Source organism: Herminiimonas arsenitoxidans (assembly GCF_900130075.1).
Classification (GTDB): domain Bacteria; phylum Pseudomonadota; class Gammaproteobacteria; order Burkholderiales; family Burkholderiaceae_D; genus Oxalicibacterium; species Oxalicibacterium arsenitoxidans.
Map to the genome: position 1 here is coordinate 1,320,358 of NZ_LT671418.1, position 17,725 is coordinate 1,338,082.

Below are 17,725 nucleotides of genomic sequence, written 5' to 3' on the forward strand. Positions count from 1 at the left end.
ATCAATAACATAATATTTCTTATCATCATCCTGTCATAAATCATCAGTAACATTCCGCTGAGATTAATCCGTCGGCCCTGCCCATCACTACGTAAAGAGTCATTTTGATGTCCTTTTCTCCTGTACAGCCAAGCAAACCAAGAAGAAACACGCTCACTGAAAAGACACTGAATACATCAGCAATTTCGTTCGCTCAACCTTTACGGTTTAAAACCCAAGAGGCACACATGTCAATTGCCGCCAATGATGTCGCAATGAGTGAGAGTACCGATCAACCGGACGATCATCTGGTACAACGTCTAAAAGAAATTATCGAGCATCGTCAGTTGACGCCTTTGTTCCAACCTATCATCCGCATGCAAAGCGGCGAGATCATCGGTTACGAAGGATTGATACGCGGTCCCTCCGATAGTCCATTGCATTCGCCCTTGAATCTGTTCAAGGTTGCGCGCTCATGCAATCTCAGCGTTGAAGTCGAACATCTGTGCCGCCGCATCACACTGGAAAAATTTGCAGAGCTGCGGCTACCGGGAAAGTTATTTTTGAACGTCAGCCCGGAGTGTCTGGTGCAACCAGACGTCAAGCACGGTGAGACGCTGGGTTACATCCATGAAGTCGGCATCAATCCGGAACGCGTCATCATCGAACTGACCGAAAGCCAGCCGACTTACGATTACGATCTGCTGCGCGAAGCAGTCACGCATTATCGTGCGATGGGATTTCGTATTGCGATTGACGATCTGGGTGAAGGCTTCTCTAGTCTGCGTCTGTGGTCAGAGCTGCGCCCTGAATACGTCAAGATTGATATGCATTTTGTACAAGGCATTAATCAAGACCCGATCAAACTTCAATTCGTGCGCTCCATACAAGAGATCGCAGAAAAATCCGGCACCATCGTCATCGCAGAAGGCATAGAAACCGATGCCGAATTGCTGATGATCCGTGATCTTGGCGTGGCCTACGGCCAAGGCTACAAAATCGCCCGCCCGCACGCCAATCCTGCAACCACACTGTCTGCCGACCTGTGCACCCTACTGCGCCACAATGGCGTTGCCGTTTATCCACATGAAAATGGCCGTGGTCATAAGATGTTGACCGCAATAAAACTGCTACGCAGCGTGAAGGCGGTCGCACCCGAGGTGCACAACAATCGCATCTATGAAATGTTCAACAACGATCCGACGCTGGAAGTCATTCCAGTCGTATCAAACGGCATCCCGGTTGGATTAATCACACGCGCCAATTTGATCGATCGCTTTGCACGCCCTTACCTGCGCGAGCTGCACGGCAAAAAATCATGCACGCTCTTCATGGATGCCAATCCATTGATCACCGACAAAAATGCCGCCCTGCATGCACTGAGCCAAATCATCGTCGATGCCGAGCGCCATCATCTATTCAATGGATTCATCATCACGGATAACGGCCAATATATGGGCATGGGCAATGCGCACGATCTGATGCGCGAGATCACGCAGATGCAGATCAATGCCGCACGCTATGCGAATCCGCTCACGCTATTGCCGGGCAATGTACCTATCGATGAACATATAGACCGACTGCTGGAAAACGGCACACGCTTTTGCGCCTGTTACGTCGATCTTGATCACTTCAAACCGTATAACGATGTCTATGGTTATCGCAAAGGTGATGACATGTTGCGCCTGACTGGAAAAATCCTCAGTGGACATTGCGATCCGCAAAAGGATTTTGTCGGTCACATCGGTGGCGACGATTTCATCATCCTGTTCCAGAGTGAAGACTGGGAACAGCGCTGTCGTGCCATCATCGATGCCTTCGTCGATGCGGTGCCTGACTTTTATTGCGTCGAAGATCGCAAAAAAGGTGGCTACATCAGTGAAGACCGACGCGGCAAAAAAGTCTTCCACACGCTTGCCACCATCTCATTAGGTTTGGTAAAGATAGAGCCAGGTCATTACGGCTCACACCATCAGATCGCCACCGCCACTGCTGATGCGAAGAAACAGGCGAAAAAAATCCCAGGAAACAGTCTGTTTATAGACCGTCGCCTGGGACCTTATGCAATGGAAAAGCAGAATGACGACGATGCAGCACAGGAACTGGCTGCACCTATCGTCTAACTTGCTTTAGGCTTGTGGCGTCAAACGCTGCAAGCCACCCATATACGGATGCAATACTTCCGGGATCGTGACGCTACCGTCTGCCTGCTGATAATTTTCCAGCAAGGCAACCAAGGTACGACCGACCGCCAGGCCTGAACCATTCAGCGTATGTACCGATTCCGTCTTGCCCTGGGCATTGCGGAAACGCGCTTGCATGCGACGCGCCTGGAAGGCTTCGCAATTTGAGACCGAAGAAATTTCGCGGTAAGTATTTTGCGCTGGCAACCATACTTCCAGATCGTAAGTCTTGGTCGCGCCAAACCCCATATCGCCGGTACACAGCGTAATCACGCGATACGGCAAGCCAAGTTTCTTCAAGATGTTTTCAGCATGGCCGCACATTTCGTCCAGCACTTCGTAGGACTTATCCGGATGCACAACCTGCACCATTTCGACCTTGTCGAATTGATGCTGACGTATCATGCCGCGCGTATCGCGACCATAGCTGCCAGCCTCGGAGCGGAAGCATGGTGAATGTGCCGTCATACGGATAGGCAAGGCATCACCAGCGACGATTTCATCACGCACGATATTGGTCAGCGGTACTTCAGCGGTAGGGATCAGATACAGCGCTTCGCCCTCGCCTTCCTGACCGCCTTTTTTAACTGCGAACAAATCAGCTTCGAACTTAGGCAACTGGCCGGTACCCTGCAGTGAATCTGCATTCACGATGTATGGTGTGTAGCACTCGGTATAACCGTGCTCTGCAGTATGCGTGTCCAGCATGAACTGCGCCAATGCGCGATGCAGGCGGGCGATGCCGCCCTTCATGACGGAGAAGCGCGAACCGGTAATTTTAGCTGCCACATCGAAATCCAGGCCGAGTCCCGCGCCAATATCGACGTGATCGCGGACTTCAAAATCGAATGCGCGCGGCGTACCGACTTTACGCAATTCGACATTGCCTTCTTCATCTACGCCAACCGGCACCGATTCGTGCGGCAAATTAGGGATAGCCAGCATGAATGTGCTGATCTGCGCTTGCAGGATATCCAGACGCGCAGCCGATGCTTTCAGCTCATCGCCGATACCGGCTACTTCAGCCATTACTGCCGACGTATCTTCGCCCTTGCCTTTCAAGGCACCGATCTGCTTGGAGAGTGTATTGCGCTTGTTTTGCAAATCTTCAGTGCTGGACTGGATCTGCTTACGCTCCGCTTCCATTGCATTGAAGGCGGCGACGTCGAGCTTGAACTTGCGACCAGCCAGGCGGGCGGCAACGTTGTCGATGTCTTTACGAAGAAGTTGAATATCTATCATGGGAAAAAGCTAAAAGATGAGTTAAGTAGAGATTGTACCAAGGCGCCAGCCGATTCCAACGTGGCGGGAAAAATTCATCCGGATAAGCCTTCGCTGCCCAGCCTGCGTTACCATTGCCTTACTTTTCAAACCAAGCAAGCAGAATCATGGAAGATCAAAACACACCACGTCCCGTTTCCCTCACCGCCCTGATCGCAGGATTGGTCATTGCACTCGGCGTTGCGATCTGGGGCGGCATCCAGTTCCTGAACTCCGGCCACAGCCTCGGTTATGGGATCGTAGCGGGCGTCAGCATCGGTGCCGCTTATGCCTTCCTGAACCAGATCAGAGTCCGACGTACCGAAAAATAGAAAACCAGCAATTACTCTGAACAGGCAGCAAGCAACTTACTTTTTACTTCGTTTCGCAGCCTGATCCAGCGAACGCAAATACGCCAGTTTTTCAGAAATCTTGCCTTCCAGCCCACGTGGCGTCGGCTGATACCAATGCGGCTCAGGCATGCCGTCCGGCAGATAAACCTCATCCGCCGCATAGGCATCCGGCTCGTCATGCGCATAGCGATACAACTTGCCGTAGCCCAGCTCCTTCATCAGCTTGGTCGGCGCATTGCGTAAATGCTCAGGCACCGGCCGCGACTTGTCTTTAGCCACATGCGCCCGCGCTGCGTTGTACGCCTTGTAGGCGGCATTCGATTTAGCTGCGCACGCGAGGTAAATCACCGCTTGTGCCAGTGCCAACTCACCTTCCGGCGAACCAAGACGCTCATAGGTCTCAGCCGCGTCCAGTGTCAGACGCAAGGCACGTGGATCGGCCAAGCCGATATCCTCACTCGCCATGCGCACGATACGACGCGCCAGATAACGCGGATCGGCACCGCCATCGAGCATACGCACGAACCAATACAGGGAAGCATCCGGATTCGAGCCACGTACCGATTTATGCAAGGCAGAAATCTGATCGTAGAAGGCATCGCCACCTTTATCGAAGCGACGCAAGGCATCGCCCAGACAGGCTTTCAATAACTCTGCATCGATTTCTGTAATCTTTTTCGCTTGCGCTGCGCGCGCGACGATTTCAAGATTGTTCAGCAACTTGCGGCCATCGCCATCGGCACTGCCTATCAGCGTCACTTTCGCATCCGGCGTGAAGCTGATGCCATCCAGTTCATTCACAGATGCGCGATCCACCATCGCACCGAGATCATCTTCATCCAGCGATTTCAACACATAGACGGAAGCACGCGACAGCAACGCGCCATTGACTTCAAACGATGGATTCTCAGTCGTCGCACCGATGAAGGTGAACAAGCCGCTTTCCACATGCGGCAAAAAAGCATCCTGCTGACTTTTGTTGAAACGATGCACTTCATCGACAAATAGGATAGTGCGACGTCCCATCGCGCCACGCGACAATTCGGCACGCTCTACTGCTTCGCGTATATCTTTGACACCAGATAAGACTGCAGAAAGTGCGATGAAGTCTGCATTGAAGCTATCTGCCATCAAGCGCGCCAGCGTTGTCTTGCCAACGCCCGGCGGCCCCCACAAAATCATCGAATGCGGCTCACCCGATTCAAACGCCACTCGCAAAGGTTTGCCGGCACCGAGTATGTGCTGCTGCCCGATGACCTCATCGAGAGTATGCGGGCGGAGTCGTTCGGCAAGAGGGATGAAACTCATGGATAGCTAACTTCTGAAAAGTCGAGACTGCGAATGAAATCGACGCCAGTCGAAAAATCAAACTGGCGTCGCGCTATAACAAGGGCCGTGCATGCGCACCGTCAAACCGGCGCGCAACAGTGCGTATTTTTACTAAATCGTCTACTGAAAAACGTCCGCACCTTTCGGCACAACGAATTTGAATTGATTCGCAGGCATAGGTGGATTTTTCTCAAACTTGGTGAAGGTCAACAAGGAGACTTGACCGAAAGAATCACGCAGCTCCATCGCTTCCGGCACGCCGTTACGCAAGCCGATGCCTATGTGATCGAAGGTTGTGTCTTTAGCTTTCGGCGTAGCTTCCAGCCATTCCAAACCATTCTTGGTACCCGCTTCTTTCAGCGTGAAATTTTTTTCCAGATCGTTGCTGCCGAACAGAATCGCAGCCGGCGAAGAACCGAGCGCATCGCCCAGCTTCTTGATCGTGACTTGATTCAAATCTTTATCGTAGATGTAAAGTTTATCGCCATCCGCCTGCAGCAATTGCTCGTACGGTTTTTGATAAGTCCAGATGAATTTACCAGGACGCGCAAAAATAAACGTGCCTGTCGATTTATTCGATACCTTGGCCGTGCCGCTATCGATCTTCACCAATTGCTGTGAAAACTCGCCGCGTGCTGATTGTGTGGATGCGACGAAAGATTTGAACTGATCCAGCGCTGCAGCGTGAGCGAAGCGTGGTGCTACCAAGGCAGCTGCCACCAACAAGGCGCTCACAAGCACAGTGCGCGGCGCTAATATTTTCGTAACCAGAGATTGCTGTTGTTTCATATGATCTTTCAATTCTGCTGCGCTATTCCGCTGCATTACCGGCAGGTACCAAGATTTCTCGGTTGCCGTTGGATTGCATGGTTGAAACCAAACCGCTTTGCTCCATCTGCTCCAGCAGACGCGCAGCACGGTTATAGCCTATGCGTAAATGACGTTGCACCAGCGAGATCGATGCACGGCGATTTTTCAACACGATGGCAACAGCCTGATCGTAAAGAGCGTCTGCTTCGCCGCCACCAGCACCACCTTCAGCGCCGAGAGTCAAATCACCATCTTCTACAACGCCTCCTTCTAGGATGCCTTCAATGTAGTTTGGTTCACCTTGCGCCTTCAGATGATCGACCACGCGATGCACTTCTTCGTCAGAAACAAACGCACCGTGCACACGTACCGGCAAGCCAGTACCTGGTGGCATGTACAACATGTCACCCATACCCAGCAATGCTTCCGCGCCCATTTGATCCAGAATCGTACGGGAGTCGATTTTGCTGCTGACCTGGAACGCAATACGCGTTGGAATATTTGCCTTGATCAAACCTGTAATCACATCTACAGATGGGCGCTGTGTCGCGAGAATCAAGTGGATACCAGCTGCACGTGCTTTTTGAGCAATACGTGCAATCAACTCTTCCACCTTCTTGCCGACGACCATCATCAGATCGGCCAACTCGTCGATGATGATGACGATGGTAGGCAATTTCTCCAACGGTTCCGGCGCATCCGGCGTCAGGCTGAATGGATTCGGAATCTTCTGTTCGTTCTTTTCTGCTTCTGCGATCTTGGTGTTGTAACCAGCCAGATTACGCACGCCCAATTTACTCATCAGCTTGTAGCGGCGTTCCATCTCGTTGACGCCCCAGTTCAGCGCGTGACCGGCTTGACGCATATCGGTTACAACTGGTGCCAATAGATGTGGAATACCTTCGTAGATCGACAGTTCCAGCATCTTCGGATCGATCAGAATCAGACGCACTTGATGCGGATCGGATTTGTACAACAACGATAGGATCGTCGCGTTAATACCGACTGATTTACCGGAACCAGTCGTACCAGCTACCAGCAAATGCGGCATCTTCGCCAAATCGGCGACTACCGGATTACCGGCGATATCCTTACCAAGCGCAATGGTCAGACTCGATGAACTGTCGTTGTAAACCTTGGAACTGACGATCTCGGTCAAACGCACAATCTGGCGCTTCGGATTAGGCAGTTCCAGTGCCATGTAATTTTTACCGGGAATCGTCTCGACCACGCGGATCGACGTCAGCGACAGAGAACGCGCCAAGTCACGTGCTAGGCCAACAATCTGGCTACCTTTAACGCCAGTGGCCGGCTCGATTTCATAACGCGTCACAACCGGTCCTGGATACGCCGCGACCACTTTGACCACGATGCCGAAGTCCGAGAGTTTTTTCTCGATCAGACGGCTGGTGAATTCCAGCGTTTCTATGCTGACAGTTTCCTGCGATTGCGGTGCTTCATCCAGCAAAGACAATGGCGGCAGATTCGTATCCGGCATATCGTTGAAGAGGGAAACTTGACGTTCTTTTTCTACGCGTTCCGATTTCGGTACAGCGACGATTTGCGGCTCGATACGGATAGGCGGCGCATCGACGATTTTTGCACGTTCGTTGACGACCACTTCTTCGCGCTTGACGGCAGCAACAACGCCGACCTTGCGATCTTCGCGTGCACCGTACAGATTACGGATAGCCTGGAATACAAACTCGATAGATCCACCGATACGTTCAGCCACGCCTAGCCACGAAACATGAAAGAACAGGCTGAAGCCAAGACCGAACACCAGCAGCAGCAACAAAGTTGCGCCCATGAAGCCAAATGCATTTTGTGCGGCATTACCGATCAATTCGCCCAGTACGCCGCCAGGTGCACGCGGCAATTCTGCTTTCATAGAATGCATGCGTAGATATTCCAGCGCCACGCTGCCTATCATCAACAGGAAGAAGCCTATGCCGCGAATCAAACCTTCCTGATGATGCTCAGGCTCTGGTTCTTTTTTCAGTAAAAACCGTTGCGACAGACGGCGATAACCGACCCATACCAAGCGCAGCAAAAATACGCATAGCCACCATGCAGACAAGCCAAAAATAAACAGCAGCAAATCAGCCAGCCACGCGCCAGCACGACCGCCGACATTATTCAATTTCGATACGACATTGGCATGTGACCAACCCGGATCAACTGGGGAATAAGTAAGGAAAATCAGGATCAGGTAAAGGGTGACGGCCGCAAGAATCAACCAGCGCGCTTCGGACAAAAGCCGCACTAGTCTGCCCGGTAATGGAGGGGCTTTTGTGGCGTCGGTCTTGCGAGTATAGGCTTGGCTTGTTTTTGTCATAAATCCAGACGCGGTAGCGTCAATAGTCAACATGCACGAAGCACCGCGGATAGCGCGGCAATCGGCGTAAATACAGAATAAAAGCTGAAGTAATCGCCGTTTCTGGCTGCCGCCCCTGCTGGAACGGCTGGTTCGTCTATAATCTTAACCAGTTTTTCCCTGTTACACCGAATAATTCAAGAACAGGTTGAAATTTGATGCTGTGGCGACATATATAAGCGACCAGCAACAGGTTTTACTGTTACAGATAGCATTTTTACTCACTCTTTTTACGATTACTTATCTCAATGTCCAGCGCAAAACATGCCCACGTTTTAATTCTCGGCTCCGGCCCTGCCGGTTACAGTGCTGCAGTCTATGCCGCACGTGCCAATCTCAAACCGGTATTGATTACCGGCGTCGAGCAAGGCGGTCAATTGATGACCACAACCGATGTTGAAAACTGGCCAGGTGATCCGATGGGCGTGCAAGGCCCGGAACTGATGCAGCGCTTGTTGCAGCACGCCGAGCGCTTCAACACTGAAGTTATTTTCGATCACATCCACACCACTAAACTGGATGAAAAACCAATACGCCTGATTGGCGACGCTGGCGAATATACCTGTGACTCACTGATCATTGCAACTGGTGCTTCAGCGCAATATCTTGGTCTACCGTCTGAGCAAGCCTTCATGGGCAAAGGCGTATCCGCTTGCGCTACCTGCGACGGCTTCTTCTATCGCAACCAGGAAGTCGCCGTCATCGGTGGCGGCAATACGGCTGTGGAAGAAGCGCTGTATCTGTCGAATATCGCCACCAAGGTGACCGTTGTGCATCGTCGCGACAAATTCCGTGCAGAAGCCATTCTGATCGACCGCCTGATGGCCAAAGTCGCTGAAGGCAAGATTGAAGTCAAATGGAATTCCACACTGGAAGAAGTCACAGGCGACGACAGTGGTGTAACCGGTATGACCATCAAATCAACCGCGGATGGCAGCATCACGCCTATCAAATTGCACGGCGTCTTCGTCGCGATCGGCCACAAACCGAACACCAGCATTTTTGAAGGTCAGCTGGATATGAAGAACGGTTACATCAAGACAAAAACCGGACTCGAAGGCATGGCGACAGCGACCAGCGTACCCGGCGTATTTGCTGCGGGCGATGTACAGGATCACGTCTATCGCCAGGCCATCACCAGCGCCGGTACCGGCTGTATGGCTGCACTGGATGCGCAACGCTATCTGGAAGGCCAGGAGTAAGCATTTCGTTTGCCGCATGCACATGGCGTGAGCCTGTTCATGCGGCAAATTGCTTAGTTTAGCGATCAGCCACATCATTCAGGAAGTAATGTCATGCCTGCCTCAATCAAGGATTTTGCTGCACTCAAATCTTTGCAGAAGGATTTGAAGAAGCAGGAAGAAGCCCGCAAAATCGCAGAAGCAGAACGTCTGCAAGCAGAAAAAACTGCACAGCTGGAAGCCGACTTATTCCGCCGCAGCATAGGCGACGTCGCACCACTAACACCATCTGATAAATTAACCGCAAGCAGCCCTCGCCCACTTCCCATCGCACGCCACCGTATCGCGGACGAGCAAGCAGCATTGCGCGAATCGCTGTCCGACGACTTCACCGTCGAAACCCTGCTCGATACCGATGATGCTCTGAGTTATGCCCGTAATGGCATCGGGCCGGATGTCATACGCAAGCTTAGACGCGGACACTGGGTGATCCAGAGTCAACTTGATCTGCATGGCTTGCGCACCGATGAAGCACGCGAAGCATTAGGTGAGTATTTACGGAATGCCGTCAAACGCGGCGTACGTTGTGTACGCGTCATACACGGCAAGGGACTAGGTTCTATTAATAAAGAACCCGTATTGAAGAATAAAGTGCGGAATTGGCTTACACAGAAAGACGAAGTCATCGCCTTTTGCCAGGCCAAGGCGGCCGATGGCGGCGCAGGCGCTTTGATTGTGCTGCTCAGGGCTAGCTAAGGCTTAGCCCCATCACTCCGAACCGATGTTCGGAGTCGACATTCACAGCAATAATTTCCCTACTTAGACGGCATCAGCGCCTGTTTCGCCGGTACGGATGCGGATTACCTGCTCAACTGCCTGCACGAAGATCTTGCCGTCGCCGATTTTGCCGGTGCGCGCAGCCTTGATGATCGCTTCGATTGCCTGCTCTACGCCAGCATCGTCTACCACTGCTTCAACTTTTACCTTAGGCAGGAAATCGACTACGTATTCCGCACCGCGGTACAACTCGGTATGACCTTTTTGACGACCGAAGCCTTTGACTTCGGTGACGGTCAAGCCGGTTACGCCTACTTCGGCCAGTGCCTCGCGCACTTCATCCAGTTTGAATGGCTTGATAATTGCGGTAACTTGTTTCATCGATACTCCCATTAAATTAATTGTGCACTTGCATTAGTCTACGCCGGAGAGCCCATAGCCCGAAAGCTTTTTGTGCTGTCATTCGCGGAATTTGGATGTAATCGGATAACGCCAGTCGCGCCCGAATGCCCGGTGCGTGACACGGATACCGACTGGCGACTGACGCCGTTTGTATTCGTTGATCTTGATCAAGTGAGTGATACGCGCCACATCCTCCTGGCGATAACCGGCCGCGATGATATCTGCACCACTTTGGTTCTCTTCCATATACATTTGCATGATCGCATCCAGCACGTCGTATGGCGGCAGCGAATCCTGATCGGTTTGATCCGGCCGCAATTCAGCCGATGGTGCACGCGTCAAGATACGATCCGGAATCACGTCGGAGACCGTATTGCGATAGGTGCACAAGCGATAGACCAGCGTTTTGGCAATATCCTTGAGCACCGCAAAACCACCCGCCATGTCGCCGTACAAGGTGCAATAGCCAACCGCCATCTCGCTCTTGTTACCAGTCGTCAGCACGATAGAACCATGCTTGTTCGACAAAGCCATCAAAATGGTGCCACGTATGCGCGCCTGAATATTTTCTTCCGTCGTGTCCTGCTTCAAGCCTTTGAACTCATCGGCCAGCGTACGATTGAATGCCTCGAAACAATCGTTGATGCCGATCTCGTCGTAACGGACGCCGACGCGCTTGACCATATCGCGTGAATCGACCCAGGAAATTTCAGCCGTGTATGGCGATGGCATCATGATGGCGCGTACTTTGTCCGCACCTAACGCATCCACTGCAACCGCCAACGTCAATGCAGAATCGACACCGCCAGACATACCGATCAAGGCACCCGGGAATCCATTTTTACCGATGTAATCACGTACGCCGAGTACCAAGGCTTTGTAGACTTGCGCCTCAACCGACAGCTCTTCCACGATCGTGCCATCAACTGGCTGCCCACCTTCGAATTCGATGATCTGCAAATCTTCCACGCAATGCTGCAATTGCGCACGCGTCTCACCAGACTGGTCCAGCACAAACGAATTACCGTCAAAAATCAGTTCATCCTGTCCACCAACCAGATTCGCATACACCAGACTCATGCCGTGCACGGTGACATTCGCATGCATGACATCGATGCGCAGATGCTGCTTGTTCATGTGGTACGGTGAACCGTTAGGCACCAGCAGCACTTGTGCGCCCGCTTCTGCCGCACGTGCAGGTGCATGCGGGAACCATGTGTCTTCACAGATATTGATACCGAAGCGCACACCTTTTACATCGAATACCAAAGGCTGATCGGCAGAAGCGAAGTAGCGTTTTTCATCGAACACTGTCGCATTCGGCAAATCGTGCTTGCAGTAAGTACCGCTAATCTTGCCGTTGAGCAGAACCGATGCGGCATTGAAGCGTTGTCCCTCTTTTTCGAATGGATGACCGACGACTACGTGTACATCTTTCAACGATGCCAGATCGCTTGCAAGCGCGGCCAACGTTTCCGAGGTTTTTGCGTAGAATGACTGACGCAGCAATAAATCTTCTGGCGGATAACCGACCAACGATAATTCTGGTGTTAATACGATGTCTGCGCCTTGTTCAGCGGCGCGACGAGAGAATTCAGCAATCTTCGCACGGTTACCGGCGAGATCGCCGACGGTGCTGTTGATTTGAGCGATAGCAACTTTGACTGTCATGACATGAATAACGATAAATGAATGAACGTGAATCTGCGGATCTAGCTAAACCACTTGTGAACTTATCTACTAATTATCGCACGCGTATCGTTTCTTCTCTTTCAGAAATTGGCCAGCCCGTATGGGATGCGCTGGTGCAACTGCAAGCCGACGCCAATCCCTTCCTGTCATTCGCCTTTCTCGATGCGCTGCATGAGAGCGGATGCGCCTCGGCAAAGTCCGGCTGGCAACCACAATTCCTGACAATCTGGCGCGAAGAAAAGGATCAAGACGAAGAATTGGTCGCCGCGCTGCCTTTGTATGCCAAGACGCACTCCTACGGTGAATATGTGTTCGACTGGGCATGGGCGGATGCTTACGAGCGTAATGGCCTCGACTATTATCCCAAGCTGCTGTCGGCCATTCCTTTCACACCAGTGACTGGCAGTCGCCTACTAGCACGCGATGCAGAAGCCAGAATCGCGCTCATCGCAGCCATCACGTCCATACAGGAAAACAATGCGTTCTCGTCTACCCACATCCTGTATCCGCCACAGGAACAGGCTGAATTGCTGCGCGAAGCGGGGTTTATGCTGCGCGCTGGCGTGCAATTTCACTGGCTGAATGCCGGTTACCGGGATTTTGAAGATTTCCTGAATACGCTGGAACGCAAGAAGCGCAAGAACATCCGCAGCGAACGCCGCAAGGTACAGGAAGCTGGCGTCAACTTCCGCCACATTTCAGGCCATGACGCGACCGAAGAAGACTGGATATTTTTCAAGCGCTGCTACGACCATACCTACGCCGCGCATCACTCAACACCGTATCTGAATCTGGATTTCTTTCTGCGCATAGGCGCGACGATGCCACAGAATATTTTGCTGATCGTTGCAGAACAAAACGGCCAGCCTGTCGCCTCATCGTTACTGATCCATGACAAACAAACCGTGTTCGGGCGCTACTGGGGTGCGTTGACGTATATCGATTGCCTGCATTTCGAGACTGCCTACTATCAACCGCTGGAATTCTGCATCACCAACAAAATGGCTTGTTTTGAAGGCGGCGCGCAAGGTGAACACAAGATGGCTCGTGGCTTCCTGCCGCAAAAAACCTGGTCAGCACATTGGCTGGCGCATCCATCCTTTTCCAATGCAATTGAAGAATTTCTGAAAAGAGAAACCGGCGGTATCGAATCCTATATGGGCGAATTAAACGAGCGGAATCCATTTAAGTTATAAATAGTGTTAATTCTGAGCAACTTTTCATGGTGAGTGCTTGTCAGTCTCTCAAGCTCAAGGCATGCTAGCTGCACAATGACACCCAGCACACCTCTTCCAAACGACAGCACGCAAACCAGATTGATCCGCATCGGACGTTTTGCCATCAAACATGAGCTGGGACGAGGTTCCATCGGCGTGGTCTATCTGGCGCACGATCCGATTATCGACCGCGAAGTGGCTATCAAAACCTTCCGCAGCCGCTTGTCACTGGTGGAAAAGAAACAGCACGAACAGCACTTCATCAACGAAGCACGCGCCGCCGGACGACTCGCTCACCCCAATATCGTCACCGTTTACGAAGCCTCCAGCGAAGGTGACTCGACCTATATTGCGATGGAATATCTACAAGGTCGCGAGCTGAACAAACTGCTCGATGCAGGCCATCGCTTTACAGCTGAGGATGTTGCCTCCATCAGTTGGAAGATCGCCGATGCACTGGATCACGCACACAAGAACGGCGTCGTGCATAGAGACATCAAACCTGCCAATATTTTTCTGGTAGCGGATCATCAACCGAAAGTTGTCGACTTCGGCATCGCGCGTGCACCCAATAGAGTCTCGGATCAGGCGCACAAAGCCGAAGAGCCTTACACGCTGTTCCACGACAATATTCTGGGAACGCCCAATTACATGTCGCCAGAACAGGCAATGGGGCAAGCAGTCGATGCACGTACCGATATCTATTCATTAGGTGCCGTCATGTATGAGATGCTGACTTTCCGCAAACCATTCCAGGCCGCGGATACCGATAAGTTATTGCATCAAATCGCATTCAAGGCGGCACCTGATGTACACACGATACAGTCGAACGTGCCATTGGCTTTATCAAAAATCGTCGCTAAAGCGATGAGTAAAAAGGCTGATAAGCGCTATCAAAATGCAGAGGAAATGGCGCTCGATATCAAGCGTTATCTGACGCGCACGCGACGCGAGCACGAACGCAAACCCAAGGCAGAACGTTCCGAACAACCAGCCAATGCGCCTACATTCCAGCAATCCAGATTATTCTGGCCAGTATGCGGTGTGGTTATTGCGGTCTTGATTGCAGCTTATTCATTCTGGACGCACTGAGCACTTGCCTCGCCTCATATAGATACGATTTCTGTTCTGGCAATTGGCTATCGCCAGTCGTTCATCTCGGCATGCAACTTGTATATTCGAATCGTATTAAACTCTCGGGTTTAGAGAAGTTGTCTTTGCCATGAGTCCCACCGATATTCTGATTGCCCTCGCCATAGTAAGTATTTGGGGGCTCAACTTCGTTGTCATCAAAATCGGTTTGCAAGACTTCTCGCCGATTTCACTCACAGTGCTGCGCTTCTTTTTCGCTGCTTTTCCCTTAGTATTTTTTATCAAGCGCCCCGCCATTCCATGGCGTTTGCTCTGCGCATTCGGCCTGTTCCAATTCACACTGCAATTCACCTTATTATTCTCAGGTATGCAACTTGGATTGACGCCGGGACTGGCCTCACTTGTCATGCAATTGCAGGTATTTTTCACGATAGGATTCGCCATCCTCTTCCTCGGTGAAAGACCACGAATCACACAATTACTGGGTGCGCTCATTGCATTTAGCGGCATGGCTTTGGTTGCCTACAATTTGGAAAGCAAGGCAACCTTGATTGGCTTCCTGCTCGTCATTACGGCCAGTTCATGTTGGGCTACAGCCAACATCGTCACCAAGAAAATCGGCAAGGTGAATCCGCTGGCATTGATGGTCTGGGGTTCGCTGGTAGCGCTACCACCACTGATTGTCGCGTCCTTGCTCATGGAAGGCGCAGGCGTCTGGGTCACGGCTGCACATCACCTCAACTGGCGCGCCATGGCGAGCGTCTTGTATCAAGCCTATCCGAATACCATGTTTGCCTTCGGCGCCTGGGCAGTGTTGATGCGCAAATATCCGACTGCGACCGTCGCACCGTTCACTCTATTGGTTCCGGTCATCGGTATGTTTTGCGCGGCGTTGATATTGGACGAAGCCTTGCAATGGTGGAAAATCGTCGCCTGCATGCTGGTGCTGGGCGGCCTGGCATTCAACCAATTCGGCCAACGTTGGTTGAGCGGCAAAGCGAGTCGCTAAGAAAGAATCAGGCAATAAAAAAGCGCACTTCGCAGTGCGCTTTTTTTATTCACAAACCTGTGAATGCGGTATTTTATTTGCTAGCGTTTTTCTTGTACGCTTCAACGCCAGACATGATTTCTGCCTTGGCTTCATCTGGACCGACCCAGCCTTCAATCTTGACCCATTTGCCTTTTTCCAGATCTTTGTAGTGCTCAAAGAAGTGCTGGATCTGTTGCAAACGCAGATCATTGATGTCTTCAGGTTTTTGCCAGTGGCTGTAGATAGGCAAGATTTTATCGATAGGCACAGCCAGCAATTTTGCATCGCCGCCAGCTTCATCGGTCATCTTCAACATGCCAATCGCGCGGCAACGAACAACTACGCCTGGATACAGTGGAAATGGTGTAATCACCAATACGTCAACCGGGTCACCGTCGTCGGACAGAGTTTGCGGAACGTAGCCGTAGTTACACGGATAGTGCATCGCGGTGCTCATGAAACGGTCAACAAACATCGCGCCCGACTCCTTGTCAACTTCATACTTGACCGGATCGGCGTTCATAGGGATTTCGATAATGACGTTAAAGTCGTTCGGCAAATCTTTGCCGGCAGGAACGTGATTCAGACTCATGTTGTTTTCTCAAAAGTGGGAAGTTGGTGCAGCAAGCCCTAGATTATAGCGGCTTTCAGCGCCTTGCTTGAACCTGCCTTGATGATGATGCTTAGTGGAAAACTACCGAATATCATGCAAATCGTGGCGCAATAAGGCGGGAACAAGGAAGAAACAGGTGCATGCAAGAGCGATGCACCCGTTGACAGAAACTACAAAGTCGTTGCAATCGCACATTGACGGTAATGCGATGCGGCCTCTTCATCGTGATTCAGGGCCTCATGCAATTGCGCCAGTTTCAAATGCACTTCTTGCAACATACGCGGACTGCTTGCATCGGATAGCGCTTGCTCCAGATGACGTTGCGCCTTTCCCCACAAATTTTGTCGTAGGCACAAGGTACCTAGCGTCAATGCCAGATCAGGATCGCTAGGATGTTTTTTCATCCACTCTTCGCAACGCTCAATCTGCGCCAGCAACGCAGGCGAACCTTCAAGTGCTGCCGATGCGCGATATGGACGCAACAAACGATCATCCCATTCTACGGCTATCGCTTTTTCAACAATCGCGCGCGCATCGTCATGCAAGCCGCGCTGATTGAAAGCATCTGCGCCATGCATAGCCACATACGGTTTCACGCGATCTTCTGCTGGAATCGCCCACCATATATTGCGCAGCGATTCCGCATCGTTCGATGGATTTTTCAATAAATCCTGATAAGCCAGTTCACGCAGACGCGTCGACAAGGCTGGATGCAAGGCATTATTCTTGTCCAGCGTACGCACCAGACGCAACACTTCCGGCCAGTTGTTCGCACGTTGGTTGGCCTTCAATGCCATACGCAAGGCGTGGATATGACGCGTGCCGTTGGCGTTCAATTCCTTGACGACATCCAGCGCCAATTCCGGCTGACGTTCATCGACCAGCAATTCGATCGCTGTCATCAAGCGCGCCGTTTTCAGCGTTTGATCTTCTTCCACTGTCGCCAGCCATGTATCGCGACGTTCGGTCTGCTGCATGCGATGCGCTGCGCGTGCAGCAATCAGCGCGGCCAAGCCGGCATTGTCCGGCGATTCCGTTGCACGCATCGCAGCTTTTTCAGCATGGCCGAAGCGACCTTCAAAATACGATTTCAGGGACTCACGCAGGGCTTGATTACCTTTGCGCTCCTGTTTGTCACGACGATAGGCGGCGACCTTGCCTGGCATTTTTTGCGCTACGCGTATGGTCTTCAACAAGGCATAGACCACGAAGAACGACAGAACGGACAGCAGGATGAAAAAATTCAGCGAGAGGTCAATCCGATATGGCGGGTAGAAAAACACCACATTACCGGGATTGAAGCGCGCCACCACCGCCAGTCCGATGGCAGTGGCAAACAGAACGAGAAGCCAGAGAAATATGCGCATATTAAAAACGGTAAGCAATCATTGTTGTTTTAAAAGCCGACCTTGAAACCCAGCTCTATGCTG

The 17,725-nt window shown here is 51.7% G+C and carries 15 protein-coding genes; 7 read left to right on the top strand and 8 right to left on the bottom strand.

Annotated features, from left to right (window positions below; genetic code table 11):
• The first annotated feature begins 227 nt into the window (after positions 1–227).
• Positions 228–2,102: a GGDEF domain-containing protein gene (locus tag BQ6873_RS06210; RefSeq protein WP_407928013.1), complete on the top strand. Its 1,875-nt coding sequence runs from the start codon at positions 228–230 to the stop codon at positions 2,100–2,102.
• Positions 2,103–2,108: 6 nt separating this feature from the next.
• On the opposite strand, the gene serS is transcribed toward BQ6873_RS06210, so the two are convergent.
• On the bottom strand, positions 2,109–3,404 hold the full coding sequence (gene serS / locus BQ6873_RS06215; RefSeq protein ID WP_076591870.1) for a serine--tRNA ligase: 1,296 nt from the start codon (positions 3,402–3,404) through the stop codon (positions 2,109–2,111).
• Positions 3,405–3,550: 146 nt separating this feature from the next.
• Between serS and BQ6873_RS06220 the strand changes: the two genes are divergently transcribed.
• Entirely contained in the window at positions 3,551–3,754 is a 204-nt protein-coding gene (locus BQ6873_RS06220; protein ID WP_076591871.1) for a hypothetical protein, read from the top strand.
• A 36-nt stretch (positions 3,755–3,790) separates the two neighbouring features.
• Here BQ6873_RS06220 and BQ6873_RS06225 read toward each other — a convergent pair whose 3' ends face one another.
• From BQ6873_RS06225 to BQ6873_RS18325, 3 genes are all read right to left on the bottom strand, one after another.
• Positions 3,791–5,083, bottom strand: a complete 1,293-nt coding sequence (locus BQ6873_RS06225; protein WP_076591872.1) for a replication-associated recombination protein A — start codon at positions 5,081–5,083, stop codon at positions 3,791–3,793.
• Between the two features lie 141 nt (positions 5,084–5,224).
• The gene (gene lolA, locus BQ6873_RS06230; protein ID WP_076593976.1) at positions 5,225–5,893 is read right to left on the bottom strand and encodes an outer membrane lipoprotein chaperone LolA; all 669 of its coding nucleotides are present in this window, start codon (positions 5,891–5,893) and stop codon (positions 5,225–5,227) included.
• 22 nt (positions 5,894–5,915) lie between these two features.
• Positions 5,916–8,252, bottom strand: coding sequence for a DNA translocase FtsK (locus BQ6873_RS18325; protein ID WP_076591873.1), 2,337 nt, complete (start codon positions 8,250–8,252; stop codon positions 5,916–5,918).
• A gap of 287 nt (positions 8,253–8,539) precedes the next feature.
• Between BQ6873_RS18325 and trxB the strand changes: the two genes are divergently transcribed.
• The gene (gene trxB, locus BQ6873_RS06240) at positions 8,540–9,493 is read left to right on the top strand and encodes a thioredoxin-disulfide reductase (RefSeq protein ID WP_076591874.1); all 954 of its coding nucleotides are present in this window, start codon (positions 8,540–8,542) and stop codon (positions 9,491–9,493) included.
• A gap of 93 nt (positions 9,494–9,586) precedes the next feature.
• Positions 9,587–10,228, top strand: coding sequence for a Smr/MutS family protein (locus tag BQ6873_RS06245; protein WP_076591875.1), 642 nt, complete (start codon positions 9,587–9,589; stop codon positions 10,226–10,228).
• A gap of 63 nt (positions 10,229–10,291) precedes the next feature.
• Here the strand turns inward: BQ6873_RS06245 and BQ6873_RS06250 are convergent, their stop codons facing one another.
• Both BQ6873_RS06250 and BQ6873_RS06255 read right to left on the bottom strand, forming a co-directional pair.
• Complete coding sequence (locus tag BQ6873_RS06250) at positions 10,292–10,630, bottom strand: P-II family nitrogen regulator (protein ID WP_076591876.1); 339 nt, start codon at positions 10,628–10,630, stop codon at positions 10,292–10,294.
• Positions 10,631–10,708: 78 nt separating this feature from the next.
• Positions 10,709–12,322 carry an NAD+ synthase gene (locus BQ6873_RS06255; RefSeq protein ID WP_076591877.1) on the bottom strand — a complete coding sequence of 538 codons (1,614 nt, stop codon included), beginning with the start codon at positions 12,320–12,322 and terminating at the stop codon, positions 10,709–10,711.
• Positions 12,323–12,378: 56 nt separating this feature from the next.
• Between BQ6873_RS06255 and BQ6873_RS06260 the strand changes: the two genes are divergently transcribed.
• The 3 genes from BQ6873_RS06260 (at position 12,379) to BQ6873_RS06270 (ending at position 15,661) form a co-directional block, all read left to right on the top strand.
• Positions 12,379–13,539: a GNAT family N-acetyltransferase gene (locus BQ6873_RS06260; protein ID WP_231949291.1), complete on the top strand. Its 1,161-nt coding sequence runs from the start codon at positions 12,379–12,381 to the stop codon at positions 13,537–13,539.
• Between the two features lie 75 nt (positions 13,540–13,614).
• On the top strand, positions 13,615–14,652 hold the full coding sequence (locus tag BQ6873_RS06265; protein WP_076591879.1) for a serine/threonine protein kinase: 1,038 nt from the start codon (positions 13,615–13,617) through the stop codon (positions 14,650–14,652).
• A gap of 130 nt (positions 14,653–14,782) precedes the next feature.
• Positions 14,783–15,661: an EamA family transporter gene (locus tag BQ6873_RS06270; RefSeq protein ID WP_076591880.1), complete on the top strand. Its 879-nt coding sequence runs from the start codon at positions 14,783–14,785 to the stop codon at positions 15,659–15,661.
• Between the two features lie 73 nt (positions 15,662–15,734).
• Here BQ6873_RS06270 and ppa read toward each other — a convergent pair whose 3' ends face one another.
• Both ppa and BQ6873_RS06280 read right to left on the bottom strand, forming a co-directional pair.
• Positions 15,735–16,274, bottom strand: a complete 540-nt coding sequence (gene ppa / locus BQ6873_RS06275) for an inorganic diphosphatase (protein ID WP_076591881.1) — start codon at positions 16,272–16,274, stop codon at positions 15,735–15,737.
• 191 nt (positions 16,275–16,465) lie between these two features.
• Positions 16,466–17,662: a heme biosynthesis protein HemY gene (locus BQ6873_RS06280; RefSeq protein ID WP_076591882.1), complete on the bottom strand. Its 1,197-nt coding sequence runs from the start codon at positions 17,660–17,662 to the stop codon at positions 16,466–16,468.
• Between the last annotated feature and the right edge of the window lie 63 nt (positions 17,663–17,725).

What these genes read in the sequence shown, in the direction of transcription:
- BQ6873_RS06210 (WP_407928013.1), top strand. Translation starts at nt 228, where the DNA reads ATGTCAATTGCCGCCAATGATGTCGCAATGAGTGAGAGTACCGATCAA.
- serS (WP_076591870.1), bottom strand. Translation starts at nt 3,404, where the DNA reads ATGATAGATATTCAACTTCTTCGTAAAGACATCGACAACGTTGCCGCC.
- BQ6873_RS06220 (WP_076591871.1), top strand. Translation starts at nt 3,551, where the DNA reads ATGGAAGATCAAAACACACCACGTCCCGTTTCCCTCACCGCCCTGATC.
- BQ6873_RS06225 (WP_076591872.1), bottom strand. Translation starts at nt 5,083, where the DNA reads ATGAGTTTCATCCCTCTTGCCGAACGACTCCGCCCGCATACTCTCGAT.
- lolA (WP_076593976.1), bottom strand. Translation starts at nt 5,893, where the DNA reads ATGAAACAACAGCAATCTCTGGTTACGAAAATATTAGCGCCGCGCACT.
- BQ6873_RS18325 (WP_076591873.1), bottom strand. Translation starts at nt 8,252, where the DNA reads ATGACAAAAACAAGCCAAGCCTATACTCGCAAGACCGACGCCACAAAA.
- trxB (WP_076591874.1), top strand. Translation starts at nt 8,540, where the DNA reads ATGTCCAGCGCAAAACATGCCCACGTTTTAATTCTCGGCTCCGGCCCT.
- BQ6873_RS06245 (WP_076591875.1), top strand. Translation starts at nt 9,587, where the DNA reads ATGCCTGCCTCAATCAAGGATTTTGCTGCACTCAAATCTTTGCAGAAG.
- BQ6873_RS06250 (WP_076591876.1), bottom strand. Translation starts at nt 10,630, where the DNA reads ATGAAACAAGTTACCGCAATTATCAAGCCATTCAAACTGGATGAAGTG.
- BQ6873_RS06255 (WP_076591877.1), bottom strand. Translation starts at nt 12,322, where the DNA reads ATGACAGTCAAAGTTGCTATCGCTCAAATCAACAGCACCGTCGGCGAT.
- BQ6873_RS06265 (WP_076591879.1), top strand. Translation starts at nt 13,615, where the DNA reads ATGACACCCAGCACACCTCTTCCAAACGACAGCACGCAAACCAGATTG.
- BQ6873_RS06270 (WP_076591880.1), top strand. Translation starts at nt 14,783, where the DNA reads ATGAGTCCCACCGATATTCTGATTGCCCTCGCCATAGTAAGTATTTGG.
- ppa (WP_076591881.1), bottom strand. Translation starts at nt 16,274, where the DNA reads ATGAGTCTGAATCACGTTCCTGCCGGCAAAGATTTGCCGAACGACTTT.
- BQ6873_RS06280 (WP_076591882.1), bottom strand. Translation starts at nt 17,662, where the DNA reads ATGCGCATATTTCTCTGGCTTCTCGTTCTGTTTGCCACTGCCATCGGA.